15 protein-coding genes are annotated in these 18487 nt (G+C 52.0%); 5 read left to right on the forward strand and 10 right to left on the reverse strand.

The window, feature by feature from the left end:
- Positions 1 to 27: 27 nt before the first annotated feature.
- The 4 genes from prpE to prpB form a co-directional block, all read right to left on the reverse strand.
- Positions 28 to 1914 carry a propionate--CoA ligase gene (prpE, locus tag M4I31_RS18275; protein WP_042310270.1) on the reverse strand — a complete coding sequence of 629 codons (1887 nt, stop codon included), beginning with the start codon at positions 1912 to 1914 and terminating at the stop codon, positions 28 to 30.
- A gap of 40 nt (positions 1915 to 1954) precedes the next feature.
- Positions 1955 to 3406, reverse strand: coding sequence for a bifunctional 2-methylcitrate dehydratase/aconitate hydratase (locus tag M4I31_RS18280; RefSeq protein WP_085047674.1), 1452 nt, complete (start codon positions 3404 to 3406; stop codon positions 1955 to 1957).
- A gap of 37 nt (positions 3407 to 3443) precedes the next feature.
- Positions 3444 to 4613, reverse strand: a complete 1170-nt coding sequence (gene prpC, locus M4I31_RS18285; RefSeq protein ID WP_038637983.1) for a 2-methylcitrate synthase — start codon at positions 4611 to 4613, stop codon at positions 3444 to 3446.
- An 80-nt stretch (positions 4614 to 4693) separates the two neighbouring features.
- Complete coding sequence (prpB, locus tag M4I31_RS18290) at positions 4694 to 5575, reverse strand: methylisocitrate lyase (protein WP_085047675.1); 882 nt, start codon at positions 5573 to 5575, stop codon at positions 4694 to 4696.
- 251 nt (positions 5576 to 5826) lie between these two features.
- On the opposite strand from prpB, the gene prpR reads away from it, so the two are divergent.
- The gene (prpR, locus tag M4I31_RS18295) at positions 5827 to 7437 is read left to right on the forward strand and encodes a propionate catabolism operon regulatory protein PrpR (RefSeq protein WP_085047676.1); all 1611 of its coding nucleotides are present in this window, start codon (positions 5827 to 5829) and stop codon (positions 7435 to 7437) included.
- A 32-nt stretch (positions 7438 to 7469) separates the two neighbouring features.
- On the opposite strand, the gene yahO is transcribed toward prpR, so the two are convergent.
- The gene (gene yahO / locus M4I31_RS18300; RefSeq protein WP_006685820.1) at positions 7470 to 7745 is read right to left on the reverse strand and encodes a DUF1471 family periplasmic protein YahO; all 276 of its coding nucleotides are present in this window, start codon (positions 7743 to 7745) and stop codon (positions 7470 to 7472) included.
- A 338-nt stretch (positions 7746 to 8083) separates the two neighbouring features.
- Here yahO and M4I31_RS18305 point away from each other — a divergent pair, with 338 nt between their 5' ends.
- The 4 genes from M4I31_RS18305 to M4I31_RS18320 all read left to right on the forward strand — a co-directional run bounded on the left by M4I31_RS18305 (position 8084) and on the right by M4I31_RS18320 (position 12180).
- A complete protein-coding gene (locus M4I31_RS18305) occupies positions 8084 to 8716 on the forward strand; it encodes a LysE family transporter (protein ID WP_038637976.1) in 633 nt (210 codons plus the stop codon).
- A 79-nt stretch (positions 8717 to 8795) separates the two neighbouring features.
- Positions 8796 to 10184: a diguanylate cyclase gene (locus tag M4I31_RS18310; protein WP_085047678.1), complete on the forward strand. Its 1389-nt coding sequence runs from the start codon at positions 8796 to 8798 to the stop codon at positions 10182 to 10184.
- A gap of 220 nt (positions 10185 to 10404) precedes the next feature.
- Positions 10405 to 11499, forward strand: coding sequence for a 4Fe-4S binding protein (locus M4I31_RS18315; protein WP_085047679.1), 1095 nt, complete (start codon positions 10405 to 10407; stop codon positions 11497 to 11499).
- Positions 11500 to 11670: 171 nt separating this feature from the next.
- Positions 11671 to 12180, forward strand: a complete 510-nt coding sequence (locus tag M4I31_RS18320) for a hypothetical protein (protein ID WP_085047680.1) — start codon at positions 11671 to 11673, stop codon at positions 12178 to 12180.
- A gap of 100 nt (positions 12181 to 12280) precedes the next feature.
- Here the strand turns inward: M4I31_RS18320 and foxA are convergent, their stop codons facing one another.
- From foxA to M4I31_RS18345, 5 genes are all read right to left on the reverse strand, one after another.
- A complete protein-coding gene (gene foxA / locus M4I31_RS18325) occupies positions 12281 to 14389 on the reverse strand; it encodes a ferrioxamine B receptor FoxA (RefSeq protein WP_139815547.1) in 2109 nt (702 codons plus the stop codon).
- A gap of 121 nt (positions 14390 to 14510) precedes the next feature.
- Positions 14511 to 15494, reverse strand: a complete 984-nt coding sequence (locus M4I31_RS18330; protein ID WP_085047682.1) for an AraC family transcriptional regulator — start codon at positions 15492 to 15494, stop codon at positions 14511 to 14513.
- 174 nt (positions 15495 to 15668) lie between these two features.
- Positions 15669 to 17252: a methyl-accepting chemotaxis protein gene (locus M4I31_RS18335; protein ID WP_161668043.1), complete on the reverse strand. Its 1584-nt coding sequence runs from the start codon at positions 17250 to 17252 to the stop codon at positions 15669 to 15671.
- 315 nt (positions 17253 to 17567) lie between these two features.
- The gene (locus M4I31_RS18340; RefSeq protein ID WP_038637956.1) at positions 17568 to 17816 is read right to left on the reverse strand and encodes a hypothetical protein; all 249 of its coding nucleotides are present in this window, start codon (positions 17814 to 17816) and stop codon (positions 17568 to 17570) included.
- Positions 17817 to 17831: 15 nt separating this feature from the next.
- Positions 17832 to 18461, reverse strand: coding sequence for a DUF2913 family protein (locus tag M4I31_RS18345; RefSeq protein ID WP_069323895.1), 630 nt, complete (start codon positions 18459 to 18461; stop codon positions 17832 to 17834).
- Positions 18462 to 18487: the final 26 nt, after the last annotated feature.

Below are 18487 nucleotides of genomic sequence, written 5' to 3' on the forward strand. Positions count from 1 at the left end.
ATCGCGCCACCGGGCCAATTAATAACGCTACTCCTCGATCGCCTGGCGAATTTGCTGCAGCGACGCCGGATCGTCAATGGTCGTCAGATCGCCGGGATCGCGGCCTTCGCAGATTGCCTGGATGGTGCGACGCAGCATTTTACCGGAGCGCGTTTTCGGCAACTGCGACACAAACCAGACGTGTGCCGGACGGCCAAAATTACCAATCTGGCTGTCCACCAGCGCCATTATCGCCTTCTCTTCTGAATGCGCGATGTCACGGTCTTCCAGGCTATCGCTCTGCTTCGGAATGACAAATGCAACCGCCACCTGCCCTTTCAGTGCATCTTTCACGCCGACCACCGCCACTTCTGCGACGTTTGGATAGCTGGAAATACTCTCCTCTATCTCACGCGTACCCAGTCGATGTCCGGCGACGTTAATGACGTCATCCGTCCGACCAAGGATGAAGTAATAGCCGTCGGCATCGCGAATGCCCCAGTCAAAAGTGGCATATACCTGACGAGAAAACAGCGACCAGTAGGTATTTACGAACCGTGTGTCATCGCCCCAGATGGTCTGAATACACCCTGGCGGCAGTGGCCCTTCAATCACCAGCATACCCTTCTCATTCGCTGCGCAGGGTTCGCCGGTGACCTCATTGAGCAACTGCACGTTATAGCCATACATCGGCACGCCAGGGCTGCCCAACCGCGACGGCCTGTCGTCCAGCCCACGGGCGATCGCCATAATTGGCCAGCCAGATTCGGTCTGCCAGTAATTATCGATAACCGGGACACCCAGCGTTTCCGTTACCCAACTGGCGGTCGGTTCGTCCAGCGGTTCCCCAGCCAGATACAGCACCTCCAGCGAGGAGAGATCGTGATTGCGGATCTGCGCGGTCGGGAATTTCTTCAGTACGCGGATCGCCGTTGGCGCGGAGAACATCCGGCTAACCTGATACTTCTCAACAATCTTCCACCACACGCCGCAGTCCGGATACGTTGGCAGCCCTTCGTACACCACCGTCGCCATCCCCGCCAGCAGTGGGGCATACACGATATACGAATGCCCAACCACCCAGCCGATGTCCGACGCGCAGAAGAACACGCCGCCCGCTTTACCGCCAAAAATGGTATCCATCGTGGTTGCCAGCGCGACCGCATAGCCGCCAACGTCACGCTGGACGCCCTTCGGTTTACCGGTTGTCCCGGAGGTATAGAGAATGCAGGAGGTTTCATTCGATTCCAGCCACGTCACCGGCACCCGCGCGCCAAGATGCTGTTGGCGCAGCGCGGCAAAGTCGAGGTCGCGCCCCTCTACCCGCGCCATTTTCGCCAGACCACGATCGACCAATACCACATGACGCGGCTGGTGCTGCGCCTGACTGATTGCATCATCGAGCAGCTTTTTATACGGCAGGATCTTGCCCCCGCGCGCGCCGGCATCCGCCGAAACAATAATCACCGGTTGGGCGTCGTCGATGCGTGCCGCCACGCTGTGCGAGGCAAAGCCACCGAACACCACCGAATGGATCGCCCCAATGCGCGCGCAGGCCAGCAGCGTAATGTGCGCCTCGGCGATCATCGGCATATAAACCAATACCCTGTCGCCGCGCTGTACGCCCAGAGACAACAACATTGCCGCCGCCACGTTCACTTCGTCGTACAACTGACGAAAGGTAAAGGTACGCTCTTCTTCGGTTTCCGATGACACCGCAATCAGCGCCAGCGCCTCAGGCTGTTTCTCCACCCAGCGGTCGATGGCGTTATGACACAAATTGGTCTTGCCGCCGCAAAACCAGCGGGCAAACGGCGGGTTGCTGTGATCCAGCACCTGCGTATACGGCTGCTGCCAGTCAATACGCTGGGCCTGCTCGGCCCAGAACGACTCCGGTTGCGTAATCGAACGTTGATAAAACTCGCTATAAGACATAATGCTCTCCTGTTGAACTTACGCCTTGCCGCACGCAGGTTTAGATTACATAAAGGTCCATATACTCATTGACCGGCATATGCTCCAGGCGGGCTCTGTCCAGGGAGACATCCAGAATGCGCTGCTGCTGACGGGTCGGGAACTGACGTGCCAGGTTGATTTTGAACTTCTCGACCAGCTTCGGCATACCGTCGTGACGACGGCGCGCATGACCGATTGGGTACTCCACCACCACTTCTTCAAAACGTGAACCGTCGGTGAACTCGAGAGTGATGGCGTTAGCAATGGCGCGTTTTTCCGGGTCGTGATAATCGGCGGTAAAGGCCGGATCTTCGAAGCAGGTGATCTTCTCGCGCAGGGCATCAATGCGTTTGTCCTGCGCCACGCCGTCTTCGTAATCTGCCGCGGTTAAACGCCCAAACAGCAGCGGGATGGCGACCATATACTGGATGCAGTGATCGCGATCCGCCGGGTTATCCAGTGGGCCTTTTTTATCGATGATGCGGATACAGGCTTCGTGGGTGCGAATGGTCACTTTTTCGATATCCGCCGCCGTTTTACCCGCGGCCTGCAGTTGCTCATACAGCGTCATTGCCGCTTCTACCGCGGTCTGCGAGTGGAACTCAGCCGGGAAGGAGATTTTAAACAGCACGTTTTCCATCACGTAAGAGCCGTATGGACGCTGGAAGCGGAACGATTCCCCTTTGAAGGAGACGTCATAAAAGCCCCAGGTTTTCGCCGTCAGCGCAGACGGATATCCCATCTCGCCCGTTTTTGCCATCAACGCCAGACGTACTGCGCGGGAGGTCGCATCGCCTGCCGCCCAGGATTTACGCGTGCCGGTATTTGGCGCATGACGATAGGTACGCAGCGACTGGCCGTCGACCCACGCCAACGAAACGGCGTTGAGGATTTCATCCCGGCTCAGCCCAAGCATCTCCGCGACCACCGCCGTGGAGGCGACTTTTACCAACAGAACGTGATCCAATCCAACGCGGTTAAAGGAGTTTTCCAGTGCGATACAGCCCTGAATTTCATGGGCTTTGATCATCCCGGTCAGCACTTTTTTCATGGTCAACGGCGCTTTCCCCGCCGCCACCGCGTTGCGTGACAGCCAGTCAGCCGTCGCCAGAATGCCGCCGAGGTTATCGGAAGGATGGCCCCATTCCGCGGCCAGCCATGTGTCGTTGAAGTCCAGCCAGCGAATCATCGCGCCGATGTTAAACGCCGCCTGCACCGGATCAAGCTGGAACTGGGTGCCCGGTACGCGAACGCCGTTCGGCACTACGGTCCCCGGCACCACCGGTCCTAACAGTTTTTTACAGGCCGGATATTCCAGCGCTTCCAGGCCACAGCCAAGGGTGTCGAGAAGGCAATAATGCGCGGTGTCGTACGCCACCTTTGAGGTGATCTCGTAATTCATAACGTAATCAACGATATCAACGATTTCACGGTCAAAGTCTGGGCGAACGTTCGAAATATGTGCGGACATAGGGTACAACTCCTGTTTTTATATTTAGAGGTTTTAATTAGCAACGCTTTTCGATCGGCACAAATACGCGATCTTCCGGGCCGGTGTAGTTGGCGGAGGGTCGGATAATTTTGTTGTCCTGGCGCTGTTCGATGATGTGCGCCGCCCAGCCGGTCACGCGGGCGATAACAAACAGCGGAGTGAACATTTCGGTCGGGACGCCCATCATGTTGTAGGAGACCGCCGAGAACCAGTCGAGGTTAGGGAACATCTTTTTGGTTTCCCACATCACCTCTTCCAGACGGTCGGCGATGTTGTACATTTTCAGCGAACCGCCCTCCTGAGAAAGCTGTTTCGCCACGCGCTTGATCACCTGATGGCGCGGGTCGGCAATGGTGTAAACCGGGTGACCAAACCCAATCACCACTTCTTTATTTTCCACGCGTTTGCGGATATCCGCTTCGGCTTCATCCGGCGTTTCATAACGCTGCTGGATCTCCAGCGAAACTTCATTCGCCCCGCCGTGTTTCGGCCCACGCAGCGCGCCAATCGCGCCGATAATCGCGGAATACATATCGGAGCCGGTTCCCGCAATCACACGACTGGTGAAGGTGGACGCGTTGAATTCGTGCTCGGCATACAGCACCAGTGAAATGTGCATCGCCTTTTCCCAGCTTTGCGACGGTTTTTCGCCATGCAGCAGATGCAGGAAGTGCCCGCCAATGGAATCATCGTCCGTTTCCGGCTGAATGCGCTCGCCGTTATGGCTGTAGTGATACCAGTACAAAAGGATCGAACTGAGGGACGCCAGCAGCTTGTCGGCAATATCGCGCGCGCCGGAAACGGTATGTCCCTCTTTTTCCGGCAATGTACAACCCAGCGCGGAGACGCCGGTGCGCATCACATCCATCGGGTGGGATGCGGCAGGCAGCGCTTCCAGCACGGTGCGCACGTTTGCGGGTAAGCCGCGCAGCGCTTTGAGTTTGCTTTTATAGGCGGTGAGCTCGTCGCGGGTAGGTAATTTCCCGTGGATCAGCAGGTGCGCGACTTCTTCAAATTCGCACTGCTGCGCCAGGTCGAGAATATCGTAGCCGCGATAATGCAGGTCATTACCGCTTTTACCCACGGTGCATAACGCGGTATTTCCGGCGGCGACGCCTGACAGCGCAACCGATTTTTTTGGTTTAATGACATGCGTGTTGTTTTGCAGGATTGTTGTGTCGCTCATGTTGTCCTCGTCATTTTTATAATATGTAGGGTACAAATTTATTGCCGGATGGCGGCTTCGCCTTATCCGGCCTACGACGGTTACTTTTTTGTGTACAGCGCGTCGAGTTTCTCTTCGAACTGGTAGTAGTTGATGCTTTCGTACAGTTCGTTGCGCGTCTGCATAATGTCGATCACGCTCTTTTGCGTGCCTTCCTGGCGCAGCACGTTGTAGACCCGTTCAGCCGCACGGTTCATGGCGCGGAAGGCAGACAGCGGATACAGGGCCATGGCGACATTCGCGCTACGCAGTTCATCGGTAGTAAACAGCGGCGTGGCACCAAATTCGGTAATGTTAGCGAGGATCGGAACCTGCACCGCATCGGCAAACTGGCGGTACATCGCCAACTCGGTAATGGCTTCCGGGAACAGCATGTCGGCCCCCGCTTCGACATACGCCTGGGCACGATCGATAGCCGCCTCTAACCCTTCCACCGCCAATGCATCGGTGCGCGCCATAATCACAAAGTTGGGATCGGTGCGGGCATCCACGGCGGCGCGGATCCTGTCGACCATCTCTTCTGTAGAGACGATCGCCTTGTTCGGACGATGCCCGCAACGCTTGGCGCCGATCTGATCTTCAATATGCAGCGCGGCGGCACCGGCTTTGGCAATCGACTTCACGGTTCGCGCCACGTTGAACGCTGACGATCCAAAACCGATATCTGCATCCACCAGCAGCGGCAGCGGGCAAACGTCAGTAATGCGACGAATATCGGTCAGTACATCATCAAGGGTAGAAATACCGAGATCCGGCAGACCCAACGACCCCGCCGCAACGCCGCCGCCAGAGAGATAAATCGCCTGATATCCGGCACGCTGAGCCAGCAGAGCGTGATTGGCGTTGATGGTGCCGACGATTTGTAATGGGTTTTCTTTGCTGAGCGCGGCGCGAAACGCCAGCCCTGGAGAGTGTAGAGACATATCCGTCCTCTTGTTATCAACTTGTTACCATTCGTTGATTTACCTAAAGCAAGGGATATGCCAAAGACCGTAACTTTTGTGCAAATTCCATTTTTCATCTTTAAAACAATGAATTACATTTAGCACCTGCATTTTTTATGTACAAAAGCGTGTCAGCTATCGTTTCATGAAACTGACTTGAACGTTTCATTGCAACATTTATGAAACACAACTAAACCCTTATACTCGGTTCCTTACTTTTTGGGTTACTTATGGCTGATACGCATCTTCCGCCGCGGGTGAACGACGACAAACCAGTTATCTGGACGGTTTCGGTCACGCGCCTGTTCGAACTGTTTCGCGACATCAGTCTGGAGTTCGACCACCTGGCGACCATCACCCCTATTCAGCTGGGTTTCGAAAAAGCGGTGGCCTATATCCGTAAGAAGCTGGCCACTGAGCGTTGCGATGCCATCATTGCGGCAGGCTCCAACGGCGCGTATCTGAAAAGCCGTTTATCGATCCCAGTAATCCTGATTAAACCCAGCGGGTTTGACGTACTCCAGGCGCTGGCGAAAGCGGGAAAACTGACCTCGTCGATTGGCGTCATTACCTATCAGGAAACCATCCCCGCGCTAATCGCCTTTCAAAAGACCTTCAATTTGCAGCTCGAACAGCGCAGCTATATCACCGAAGAAGATGCCCGTGGACAAATCAACGAGCTGAAGGCCAACGGTACCCAGGCGGTGGTCGGCGCGGGGTTGATTACCGACCTGGCGGAAGAAGCGGGCATGACCGGCATTTTTATCTATTCGGCGGCCACCGTGCGTCAGGCTTTTGTCGACGCGCTGGATATGACCCGTCTGACGCTGCGCAGAAACGGGCAATACGCCTCTGGCGATATGCTGCGCACCCGCTATGCGCTGGGAGATATGCGCGGTCACTCTGCGCAAATGGAACAGGTGCGGCACACCATTATGCTCTACGCCCGTTCGCGTGCGCCGGTGCTGATTCAGGGTGAAACCGGCACAGGTAAAGAGCTGGCGGCGCAGGCTATTCATCGTGAGTATTTTACGCGTCAGGAGAATCGGCGCGGAAAACCTTCGCCGCCGTTTGTTGCCGTCAACTGCGGCGCCATCACCGAATCATTGCTGGAAGCGGAGCTGTTCGGCTATGAGGATGGCGCGTTTACCGGCTCCCGCCGGGGAGGACGCGCGGGCCTGTTTGAAATTGCCCACGGCGGGACGCTGTTTCTTGATGAGATAGGCGAAATGCCGCTACCGTTACAAACCCGGTTATTGCGCGTACTGGAAGAAAAAGAGGTCACCCGGGTCGGTGGACATCAGCCGATTCCGGTCGATGTGCGGGTGATCAGCGCCACGCACTGCAACCTGGAACAAGAGATGAAACAGGGAGAATTTCGTACCGATCTGTTTTACCGCCTGAGCATTCTGCGCCTTAAACTGCCGCCGCTACGCGAGCGGCTGCCCGATATTCTGCCGCTGGCGGAAGGCTTTTTAAAACAGTCGCTGGCAGAACTGGATGTACCGTTTTCTGAACCCGTGCGTAAGGGATTAGCCCTGAGCCAGCCTACGCTGCTCAATTATGGCTGGCCCGGAAATATCCGCGAGTTACGCAATATGATGGAGCGTCTGGCGCTGTTTTTAAGCGTCGAACCGCAGCCGGAGCTGAACGTACAATTTCTACAGCAGTTGTTACCTGAACTGGCCACTGTTGCTGCCCCACCGCAGGTCACTTCATCACTGACGCCGCAGCAGGTGCTGGCGCAATTCAATGGCGATAAAACCGCGGCTGCACGATACCTCGGTATCAGCAGAACTACGTTCTGGCGCAGGCTAAAAGAAAACCCGCCAGTGCAATGACTGGCGGGTATGTTATCTTTCAGTACCGCGCATTATTTTTTCTTGTAAATATTGGCTGTACCGTGGATTTTATTGTCCGTTTGGCCGGAGGTTAATACCACCACATCTGCGCCTTTCTCTTCGGCTTTCTTCAGAAGGTCTTCTTTCGCATCAGCGGCTGATACTTCATTACTTGTTGAAATATCACCGATTTTGGTATATTGCGACTCAACCTTTTCAAACTCAACCTTCGTCATAAATTCCGCGGCATACGCGTTGGACACAACAAAAGCTAACGCACCAATAAGTACTTTAATTCCAGTTTTCATATAAAAGCTCCAGGTTTTGTTATATATGCCATCATCGCCCCCTGAACATTCGCCATGCGAGTCAAGGATGATTAATAAGTAGTTCAGGCCGCAAAAAAGATCCAGAGCTGGCGGAAATATAAAGATATTTTGCGTATCGCGTATAACAGAAGATCCCACGCCGCGGCATTATCCGGCGCAGTTGGGTTACAGAAACCAGGCGTAGACGCTATTGGCAAATTTAGGCGCATTTCACAATACAGTGTGAGTAAATACGCAGAATGACGAGCGCGCTAAAATTATAGTGTTAGCAGTCTAAGCATGCCCCAGGCCCGCTCTTACTAATGGAATCGTTGTTTATGGAACCTTTACACGCCGTCGTACTTACCATCAGCCTGTTTGTTTTAACCTTTTTTAATCCCGGCGCGAACCTGTTCGTGGTGGTGCAAACCAGCCTGGCGTCAGGACGACGCGCAGGGGTGATGACCGGTCTGGGCGTGGCCTTAGGCGATGCGTTCTACTCCGGCCTCGGGCTCTTTGGCATGGCGACGCTGATTACCCAATGCGAAGAGATATTTTCACTGATTAAAATTGTCGGCGGCGCCTACTTGCTATGGTTTGCCTGGAATAGTGTTCGTCATCAGGCTACACCGCAAATGCCAACATTACAGCAGCCGATTTCCGCCCCCTGGTATGTATTTTTCCGCCGCGGGTTATTAACGGATTTATCTAATCCGCAAACCGTTCTGTTTTTTATTAGTATCTTCTCCGTCACCCTCAGCGCAGAAACGCCTACGTGGGCGAGGCTCATGGCCTGGGCAGGTATTGTGTTGTCTTCCGTTATCTGGCGTATTTTTCTCAGCCAGGCGTTTTCTTTGCCCGCCGTACGCCGTGCGTATGGTCGAATCCAGCGGGTTGCCAGCCGGGTGATAGGCGCCATTATCGGCGTTTTCGCGCTCAGGCTTATTTATGAAGGTATCAGCCATCGTTAAGCGAGTTTAACTTGACCATCGTGACGTAATTGTCCGTAATACCGCCTGAATTTTAAATCGCATTTTGAGTGGCAGTGAGATGGAACAGGTTGCTCCGGTAAACGACACATTACTCCTTACAGAATGGCAGGCGTTGTTACGTCAAACATCCCCTGAAGTTCACACGATCCTGACATCATTAAGCGACGAAGAGATCCGCCATTTAGTGAGCGTTTTTTATGACTATATGCTCTCCCATGCGGAGAGCGCATTGTTCCTCAATACAGAACAGGTCAGCACCCGCCTTAGCGGCAGTATGTTTGACTGGCTACGCAGCGTACTTGGTAGCGCGAACGAAGATCTCTCACAACTGCTGGCAAAACAGCGCAAAATTGGCGTAGTGCATGCCCGCATCGGGCTGCCTATCGATCTGGTTAATCGCGGCGCGCGCAAGCTGAAAGATGAATTGTATCGGGTCCTGAAAAAGAAAGCGGACTACCCGCCCGCCCTGCTGAGCGATGCCATCTGTTTCAGCAGTCTGGCAATGGATACCGCCCTGGAGGCCATGACCGTCTCCTATTCCCCCAGCTATCAAAACTCACTGCATACCCAGGAACAGTATCGCCTGCAGACCATTTACGATGACGTTAACGTCGAACGCGAGCGACAAATACGTTCATTTACCGACTGGGAAAATCAGTTTATCTATAACATCGCCACCGGAATGCCTTTCGGTGAGCTGGTCCTTTTGGCGAATTCTGATTTTGGTATGTGGTTCGCGCATAAGGGAAAATACATTCTGGGCAACAGCAATCTGCTGAAAGAAATGGAGTCGCTGATTGCGGAAATCGACAACCGCCTGACAACCACGCTGTCGCATCAGCATCAGGCGACAGAGCCTGAACGGATGAGCTTGTTGCAGGATGTACGCCAGCTCTCGGCAAAAATCCATTTCCTGCTCGCCTCAATGTTCGACGCGCTGGTCAAGCAGGAAAATGGTAAAGACTCATTGACTCAATTGCTTAACCGACGCTTTATCCCGACCATTATGCGCCGTGAGATCTCGCTGGCGTTACATACCCGGAAGCCCTTTACCCTGGCGATGCTGGATATCGACTACTTTAAGCAAATTAACGACAACTATGGGCATAACACCGGTGATATGACGCTCAAAAACGTCGCGGCGGTTATTTATGATCATATTCGCAGCAGCGATTACGTGTTCCGCTACGGTGGTGAAGAATTTATGATACTGCTTGTCGAGTCAGATCAGTCTCAGGCCAGTATTATCCTCGAAACGCTGCGTATGAAAATTGCCGAGATGCGCATGGCGGCCTCAGCGACAGAAGTATTTTCTGTCACCGTCAGTATTGGCATCGCCGAATATGACTACCATCCTGACTACAAGCAGTTGGTTGATAAAGCCGATCGGGCACTGTACCTGGCGAAAAGTAATGGCCGCGACCGCGTAGAGATATTTCAGGAATAACCTATTTTCCCACGGAGAAATAAATACCCCGTTAAGGGTATTTATCTGACCTGCGATAAGTATCGGGCTGTTATTTTTATTCAGGCCTATTGGCGCTATAAAAATAACAGCCGCTTAATAAGATGCAAATCAAATACACCAAATCTGAATAGCGCTAGCATATCCCGATGATGACGCCTTCTGAATGTGGGAGGGGAAATATGAGGGATAGTGTAAAACCATGAACGGGAAAAAGAGCACGCGCTGGCAGCGCCGCCCAGGCACGACCGGAGGCAAATTGCCGTGGAATGACTGGCGTAACGCCAGTACCTGGCGAAAAGCCACCCAGTTTCTCCTGCTGGCCAGCAATATCTATATTGGCGTGACGTTTTATTATTGGGTCCGCTATTTTGAAACTGCCGGTACCAGCGTCTATATTCCAAGACCCGGCGGTATTGAGGGGTGGCTGCCGATCGCGGGTTTGATGAATATTCGCTACACGCTGGAGACCGGTTTTCTCCCGCCCATCCATGCCGCCTCCATGCTGCTGTTAGTTGCGTTTATCCTGATTAGCTTGTTGTTAAAAAAAGCCTTCTGTTCGTGGCTATGCCCGGTTGGTACGCTTTCCGAACTGCTTGGTACTCTGGGAAAAAAAGTATTGGGTCGCAATTTCACGCTGCCGCGCTGGCTGGATATTCCACTGCTCAGTCTGAAGTATCTGCTGTTGGGATTCTTTCTGTATATCGCTCTGTCGATGCCCGCCCAGGGAATCCAGTACTTTCTGATGTCGGCCTATGGCATGATCATTGACGTGAAGATGCTCGATTTCTTTCGTCATATCGGCTCCGCCACGCTTATTTTCCTGATAATTATCAGCGTCCTGAGCGTGTTTATTCGCAATGCCTGGTGCCGTTATCTGTGCCCTTATGGCGCACTGCTTGGCCTGTTTTCACTGCTCTCGCCGTTTAAAATCCGGCGTAATCCAGACAGTTGCATTGACTGCGGGAAATGTGCGAAAAACTGCCCGTCTACTATCCCGGTCGATCGACTGATTCAGGTGCGTACCGTGGAATGTACCGGCTGTATGACCTGCGTTGAATCCTGCCCGGTGGCCTCTACGCTGAGCTTTTCACTGCACCCCCCTGCGGGGGAACAAGGAAACGGCAAATCGTTATGGCGGCAAACGGCATTGTCAGGCGTTGTCATGACTATCCTGGTGCTGGGTATCCTTTTTGCCACCATTGGCTATGCGGTTTATGCCAATGTCTGGGATACGCCGGTGCCCGATCACATGTATTTCCAGCTGATCCCGAAGGCTAAAATGATCGGCCATTAATTTTTAATAACCCTGCCAATTCTGGCAGGGTTTCCCGCCTGTTCCGCCATTTTAAGACTATTGAACTTGTGCCTTCGCGCACCGGTTTATACAACCTTAACTATCTCCTGTGATCATTCATTTTCTATTATGTTATGGGCGACTACATCCAATAATAAACGGGACAGCATTATGACTAAAATAAAACTGGCACTGCTATTACCTCTGTTTCTGGCGGGTTGTACGATGAGCGACGGGGAATTAAGAAATGCTTACGCTCAGCATTATCAGCAACCCGCCGCCTATGTCGAGACTTATAAACAGAAGATAGCCAGTATGGATATTAATACCCTGGCCCAATATGCCGCCGCAGAAGATAAGAAAAAAATGCGTGGGCAGCCGAGACTGAAAATCGACGAATTCATTACCATCGAGAACGTGCAGGCGAAAGGGAATCGGGTAGTCTACGATTACTCGCTGTCAGAGAGCTGGCTGGCGCTGTCTGCGGACAAACAGCGCGAGAAGCAGATCAATATGAATAAAGATCTGATCTACCGTACCTGCTCACTGGAAACGGTACGTCTGGCGCAGGCGAAAGGGCTGGAAGAAGAGCATAACTATTACAGCCAGTACCCAGACAAAATCGCCTTTACTCTGAGAACCAGCGCGCAGATTTGTATGCAAAACGGTTTTACGCAATAGCCGCAACCCACTAGGCCTGATGCGCTGCGCTTATCAGGCCTACAATTTACACACTACAGTAGGCCGGATAAGGTGCCAGCGCCGCCATCCGGCTAAAGCATCAGAATTTCCAGGATACGCTGCCGACAATGCTGCGCTCAGCGCCGAAGTAGCAGTATGAGAGCGAGTTACAGGCCGCAACGTAGCGTTTATCGGTCAGGTTGTTGACGTTCAACTGGGCGCTCAGTCCTTTAATACCGATATTCGTTAAATCGTAGCCAATCGCCATATCCACCAACGTATAAGATGGCAGGGTATGCGTATTCAGACGATCGCTGGTGATCCCGTTGACATAACGCACGCCCGAGCCGAGCGTCAGACCATCCAGCGGGCCGCTTTTCACATCGTAGCTCAGCCAGGTGCTGGCCTGGTTCCGTGGTGCATACACGGCACGCTTGCCCTGCTCCTCCGGACTGCTTTTCTTGTAGCGGATGTCGGTGTAGGTATATGCCGCCTGCAGGCGGAAGCTGTCCGTCAGTTGACTAATCGCTTCCAGCTCCACCCCTTCAGATTCAATTTCCCCAATCGAGCGATACGGATCGGTCGGCTCTTCTTTGGTGGCGATATTGGTTTGATTAATGCGGAACACCGACGCGCTGAACTGACTGTTAAGCCCTTCCGGCTCATATTTCAGCCCCGCTTCCCACTGCTTGCCTTTCATCGGCTCCAGCAGATTGCCGTTCTCATCGGCAAAGCTGGTTGGCGTAAAGGCGGTGGAATAACTCACGTAAGGCGCAAAGCCGTTATCGAACAAATAGAGCAATGCGGCGCGGGTACTAAAGTTGTTTTTATCCAGATCGCTGCGGGTATCGTTGATCTTATCAATGTTAGAAACGCTGACCTGATCGTAGCGACCACCGAGCGTAATACGCCAGCGATCCCATGACATCTGATCCTGCAAATAGTAGCCCGTCTGGCGCAGCTTGTGCTTCTCACGCGCATACATGTCGATATAATCCGGCTTCGCGCCATACACCGGGTTAAAAGCGTCGATCGGCGGGAATGCGCCGTAGTAGCCGGTGGTATTGTTGCTGCGATCCTGATAATCAATGCCCACCAGCAGGCGATGGTTGACCTGCCAGGTATCAAAGCTGCCGTCGAGCTGATTATCCAGCGTAATCGCCGACATTTTTTCATCAGAGCCGGAATAGCCGCGATTAAGCTCGGTTTCGTTCAACCAGCCCGCCGCATACACCTGGTTCAGTTCAACGTCGGTATGCAGATAGCGCAGCTTTTGCCGCACCGACCAGCCGCTATCAAACATGTGCTCAATATTGTAGCCCACCATGTTTTCACGGCGATCGTATTTGTCGTAATCATCCTCACCTTCGTAAAAGGTGTTAGAGATCTTTTGCCCGTAATGCGGAACCACGGTGCCGTCATAAGGCAGACCGGAGTGGCTACCGCCTTCCGGGTCGCGATGCAGATAGGCCATCAGATCCAGACGCGTCTGGTCGGTGATGCGCCAGGTCAGGCTGGGCATCAGCGCGTAACGCTCTTCTTTTAATGGGCCAAACTGCGAGTCCGCGTAACGCGTCATCCCGCTCAGGCGCGCCGCCACACGATCGTTATCATCCAGCGCTCCGGTGACGTCAAACGCCGCGCCGCGCTGGTTATTGTTGCCCGCAAACAGCTTCACTTCCCCACCCGAGTCAAACGACGGTTTACGCGACGTCAGCGCCACAATACCGCCCGGAGAGGAACGGCCATACAGCACGGAAGCCGGGCCGCGCACCACTTCGATATCTTCAAGGAACCACGGATCGACCACCAGCGAGCTGTGTGAGTTGGTGTCGCCCATCATCTTTAGACCATCGAGATAGACGTTGTCCAGGCTGCCATCGGAGAAGCCGCGCAGCACAATGTAGTCAAAGCGGTCGGAGGCGCCAATCTGATTGCTGTATACCCCCGGCGTATAGCTAACGGCCTGACGCACGCTGGTTGCGCCCTGCTCTTCAAACTGTTCGCGGGTAATGATGGATACCGATTGCGGGGTTTCAATATCCGGCGTGGCAAGCTTCGTGGCCCCGCTCTGCATTTGCGAGGTGACAACGACCGTATCGTTTTTTGTTGTTTCCTGCGCCAGCAGAGGAAAAGCCACGCTGCCGGTCACCCATCCTACCAACAGCGCCAACCGAGTCTTCGCGAACATGAGTATCTCCAAAGGCATTTCTAATTGTAAGTGAGAATTATTACCTTTTTGCTGACGGAGATAGCTATGCCGGATGCCAGATTACCTATGCGCAGTGCCAAATTGTCTGCCAGCAACGTGCGCAAAACGCAAAAATGGATTAGCAAAGCTTGAGCATATCGCCTGGCGAAAAACCGTAACGACGACGAAAGGCAGTAGAGAAGTTGGTGGCGTGCTGGTATCCCGACATCCAGGCTGCCTGCTGTACGCTGTATCCTTCCAGTAAATAACCGCGCGCGCGTTCCAGGCGGCAATCGCGCAGGTAATCAAAGACCGAACAGCCATAGGCTGCGCGAAACTTGCTACGCAGACTACTGGGACTCATTGCCGCGCGTTGCGCCAGTTCATTGAGCGTGTGATCATTCTCAGGATTCTGTTCCAACAGGCGACGAACGACTTCCAGCCGCTGCTGTTCCCCGCTGGCGGCGAGGCGTTTGCCGCTCTCGACCTGGCATACACTGAGGCCATGGCCGAACAGTTGCAGTATCAGCCCTTCCAGCATCAACTGGCGAGAAACATTGCTCAGCGCGCTCTGCTGCGCATACTCCAGGCCGCTGAGTAAAAATCCCGGCACCTGCCAGATAAGCGTCGGCGTCTGGCATCTTTCCCACTCACGCATCAACGATTCGAGTAGCCCCGTGCGCCACGCGCCGTCGGGATAGAGACCGAGCGATAAAGTTCGCAGTTTGCAGTCGGCATGATGGCGGGCGCGCATCGTCTGGTGCTCGCTCAGGCGTGAGCTAAACGCCATGCCGGAACGCACCACGTGTTCCTGGCCGTTAAACGAGAGGATCACGCAGCCTTCCAGTACCACCAGCATATACAAGGGACTGCTGTGGCGGGAGGTGGTTTCATAGGGTTGCAACACCTGTACATCAGAGTGCGTCACGCACATCCCGCAGGGGAGCGTCATCTCCTCAATTTCACCTTGCAGCACAGGGCTAGCGGACGGCAAATCCGGCTTTTGCGCCAGCAGGGGAAAGCAATAGTCGATCCCATAACGCTCACCAAAATCCATAAACTCGCTGACGGAAAAAGTACGCGCTACGCGTCTGGACGCATTCAGAGTGGTGGTGTTGTTCATGCTGTCTTCTGCACAGAAAATGGGATTAACAGTTTTTGGTCAGGAGCAACATTACCATTCCCTGCGCGACACAACAATAATAATGAGAATTATTATCAATATGATTAAAGCACTGTCTCCCGACAACCAGCCATCTCATCAGACTGAATTTACAGCTGATGAGATGCGCATGTTCTACTGCTTGTCCTGGGTATCCTGCTGCAGCTTTTCATCAACCTGAAACACAGCCACGGCCTGGGATAGCATTGCCGACTGCTCTTCCACACTGCCTGTCGTGGCGGCGATTTCCTCAACCAGAGACGCATTTTGCTGAGTGACTTGCTCCATTTGCGTGACAGCAACGCGGATCTGCTCGATGCCGCTACTCTGTTCCCCCGATGCGCCGGATATATCTTCCATGAGTATATTGATATTGCGTATTGCCTTAGCAATGTCCGCCATCATGGCCCCACTGCTTTCAGCTATCTCCACCCCTTCCTTGACGCTGATTGCCGCCTTGGCCACCAGTTCGCTAATTTCTTTCGCTGAGGAGGCGCTACGTTGGGCAAGGGTTCTGACTTCACTCGCCACAACGGCAAATCCACGCCCGGATTCGCCAGCGCGTGCCGCTTCTACCGCGGCGTTTAAGGCGAGAATATTAGTCTGGAAAGCAATACTATCAATGACATGAGATATTTCATTCACGCTTTGCGCGTTGCGGCTGATCAGGTGAATTTTCTCAACCATGTCGCTCATTAAGCGCTCGCCACGCAATGCCATTTCCGTGCTTTCACTCGTCATGGCAGACGCCTGATGTGATTTATCGGTGTTATTTTTGGTTGTTACGGAAATCTGTTCCATACTGGCCGCCGTTTCAACCACTGCCGCAGCCTGTTGCTCCGTCCGGGTTGATAAGTCTGAATTACCCGAAGCAATTTCCTGCATACCGATATTAATAGACTCAACGCCATCGCGAATCGTACTGACGGTCTCCCGCAGGCCGTTTTGCATATGTTGTAAATTTAAACACAGTAAGCCAATTTCATTGTTACCCGGCACCTTAACGGGATGACTCAGATCGCCTTTACCAATCCGTGAAAAATGCTCAGACACGATATTTAATGGCCGAATGATTGTTCGGTTTATCCAGATATTGCAGAGAATAAAGATAAGAACCGTAACGGCCAGCAGCAAGGATATTTTAAGTATTGAGGCATTAAACTGAACGTGTGTCTGCTCAACGATATTTTTACCGACCAACATGGTTGATTTGTAGTAGCTCTCAATCTCCTTATCAAAATTTTTTCGCAAAGCCAGCACCTCTGTGTTGGCATTTGTTTGTGTACCAACAATACTACCGTCAGAAATAGCCTCATTTAATTTATCAACATACTTTTGCTCAGCATTCATTTGTTGCTCAAAAGCAGTTCTGACGATTTTACCAATCTGGGGATCATCCGCCGTCAGTCCTGGTATATCCCAAAAAATAGCGAACTGCTTTCTGGCATAAGCTATCTCATCCTGCACCTGTCGCAATGTCTGTTGGGTAGCAGCCATATCTTGCAGTTGGATATTATCAAGAACGCTTCTTACTTTATAAACAGCCCCAACGACGTTATGCAGCGAATCCTGTTCCTTTACTATATTATGCAGTAGAAGGGTACTTTTTTGATTTCCTTTGAGATCGACCAACTCAAACCCATTAGAAAGGAACTGCATAAAGGTAAATACCAAAAGCAATAATAACAGACTGGTTTTAATCCTCATATTCTTTAACATTTGAACATCTCCATAACAATTAGCCAATCATCTATGACTAAATTGTTATCGACACGCCACGTAATATCTTAACCTATAAAATGGTTAATTATGAGAAAGTATCCCCGCTCAACTTAGTATAATAAATTACGTACACCGTGGTACACATGGCGGCAAATCGCCGTTTTATTACCGGGAACAATTACACTATAAAAAAACCAACATTAATATTATTTATGGATGAGAAAGTAGTTATATTAAATACAATGCGCCACTGAGTATGGGCCAGATAGCCGTATCTGACCGGCATCAAGCGAACAAAGCACCAGCCAAACGTCAGAGAATATAGACGGTCACTTTTTCCTGACGATCTGCCGGCACCCTTACCCATGACATTGAATCAACTGCAATTGTCGCCATTTCATTTTCTAACCGGAGTAGCGGCGTGCTGTTATCTGGCGCAGAAGAACTTTCGCCAATCTCGAGAATGCCCCGAAAAGATATAGATAAATTGTCAGCGGTATCAGACAGCCTAATCCATTCGGTCGCGATCTCTAACTTTTGCTTTAACAATTCTCTGTTCATAAGTTGTTTTAATCATTACTTATCAGTAAGAAACTGGAAGTGATGAAATTCATTGGAAATATCTTTCACAAACTCTACCGGCAGGTGGTGTTTGATGAAGGTTAATTTTGCGAACTCAACATCGCCATACACCCGGATACAGAAAGGTTTGACTATCTCGCCCTGAGCACCAAAGCACTCCTGGAGTCTGGTATCATCCATAAAAATAAAGTTACCCTTTCTCACTTTAATCTTATCATGCAGGTCACGCCACTTCTCTGGTGTGAGTAGAAAGTTCTGCCATCCATTATTTCTCAACATTTCAATCGTGTGGGTGAATTTAAAATAATCATTTTGCATTGTCACATCACCACTTGAGGTGGCGTACAAGTATTCTATTTTAAATTTTAGTTGTGCATTGATGCTTTTTTTCTTACCTTCATCAATTAACCATTGAAGCTCATTGGCCACACTTCGTGAAAAGAGTTTTCTTTTTTTTGCGATGGCCAACCAATGCATAATAAAAATATGCTCTGACATTTTAGAGTGGATCTTGTGATCCTGTAATGCGATACCAATTGCCACTAACGCGCTCCAGGTGAATGCTTCCAGCTCATCCTGATAATGATGCCTCGATTTACTCACTTTTCCTAAATTTTTTACCACTTAAAACCTACCCAGAAAAATCATTA

The sequence above is a fragment of the Citrobacter sp. XT1-2-2 genome (assembly GCF_023516235.1).
Classification (GTDB): Bacteria; Pseudomonadota; Gammaproteobacteria; order Enterobacterales; family Enterobacteriaceae; genus Citrobacter; species Citrobacter werkmanii.

What these genes read in the sequence shown, in the direction of transcription:
- prpE (WP_042310270.1), bottom strand. Translation starts at nt 1,914, where the DNA reads ATGTCTTATAGCGAGTTTTATCAACGTTCGATTACGCAACCGGAGTCG.
- M4I31_RS18280 (WP_085047674.1), bottom strand. Translation starts at nt 3,406, where the DNA reads ATGTCCGCACATATTTCGAACGTTCGCCCAGACTTTGACCGTGAAATC.
- prpC (WP_038637983.1), bottom strand. Translation starts at nt 4,613, where the DNA reads ATGAGCGACACAACAATCCTGCAAAACAACACGCATGTCATTAAACCA.
- prpB (WP_085047675.1), bottom strand. Translation starts at nt 5,575, where the DNA reads ATGTCTCTACACTCTCCAGGGCTGGCGTTTCGCGCCGCGCTCAGCAAA.
- prpR (WP_085047676.1), top strand. Translation starts at nt 5,827, where the DNA reads ATGGCTGATACGCATCTTCCGCCGCGGGTGAACGACGACAAACCAGTT.
- yahO (WP_006685820.1), bottom strand. Translation starts at nt 7,745, where the DNA reads ATGAAAACTGGAATTAAAGTACTTATTGGTGCGTTAGCTTTTGTTGTG.
- M4I31_RS18305 (WP_038637976.1), top strand. Translation starts at nt 8,084, where the DNA reads ATGGAACCTTTACACGCCGTCGTACTTACCATCAGCCTGTTTGTTTTA.
- M4I31_RS18310 (WP_085047678.1), top strand. Translation starts at nt 8,796, where the DNA reads ATGGAACAGGTTGCTCCGGTAAACGACACATTACTCCTTACAGAATGG.
- M4I31_RS18315 (WP_085047679.1), top strand. Translation starts at nt 10,405, where the DNA reads ATGAACGGGAAAAAGAGCACGCGCTGGCAGCGCCGCCCAGGCACGACC.
- M4I31_RS18320 (WP_085047680.1), top strand. Translation starts at nt 11,671, where the DNA reads ATGACTAAAATAAAACTGGCACTGCTATTACCTCTGTTTCTGGCGGGT.
- foxA (WP_139815547.1), bottom strand. Translation starts at nt 14,389, where the DNA reads ATGCCTTTGGAGATACTCATGTTCGCGAAGACTCGGTTGGCGCTGTTG.
- M4I31_RS18330 (WP_085047682.1), bottom strand. Translation starts at nt 15,494, where the DNA reads ATGAACAACACCACCACTCTGAATGCGTCCAGACGCGTAGCGCGTACT.
- M4I31_RS18335 (WP_161668043.1), bottom strand. Translation starts at nt 17,252, where the DNA reads ATGTTAAAGAATATGAGGATTAAAACCAGTCTGTTATTATTGCTTTTG.
- M4I31_RS18340 (WP_038637956.1), bottom strand. Translation starts at nt 17,816, where the DNA reads ATGAACAGAGAATTGTTAAAGCAAAAGTTAGAGATCGCGACCGAATGG.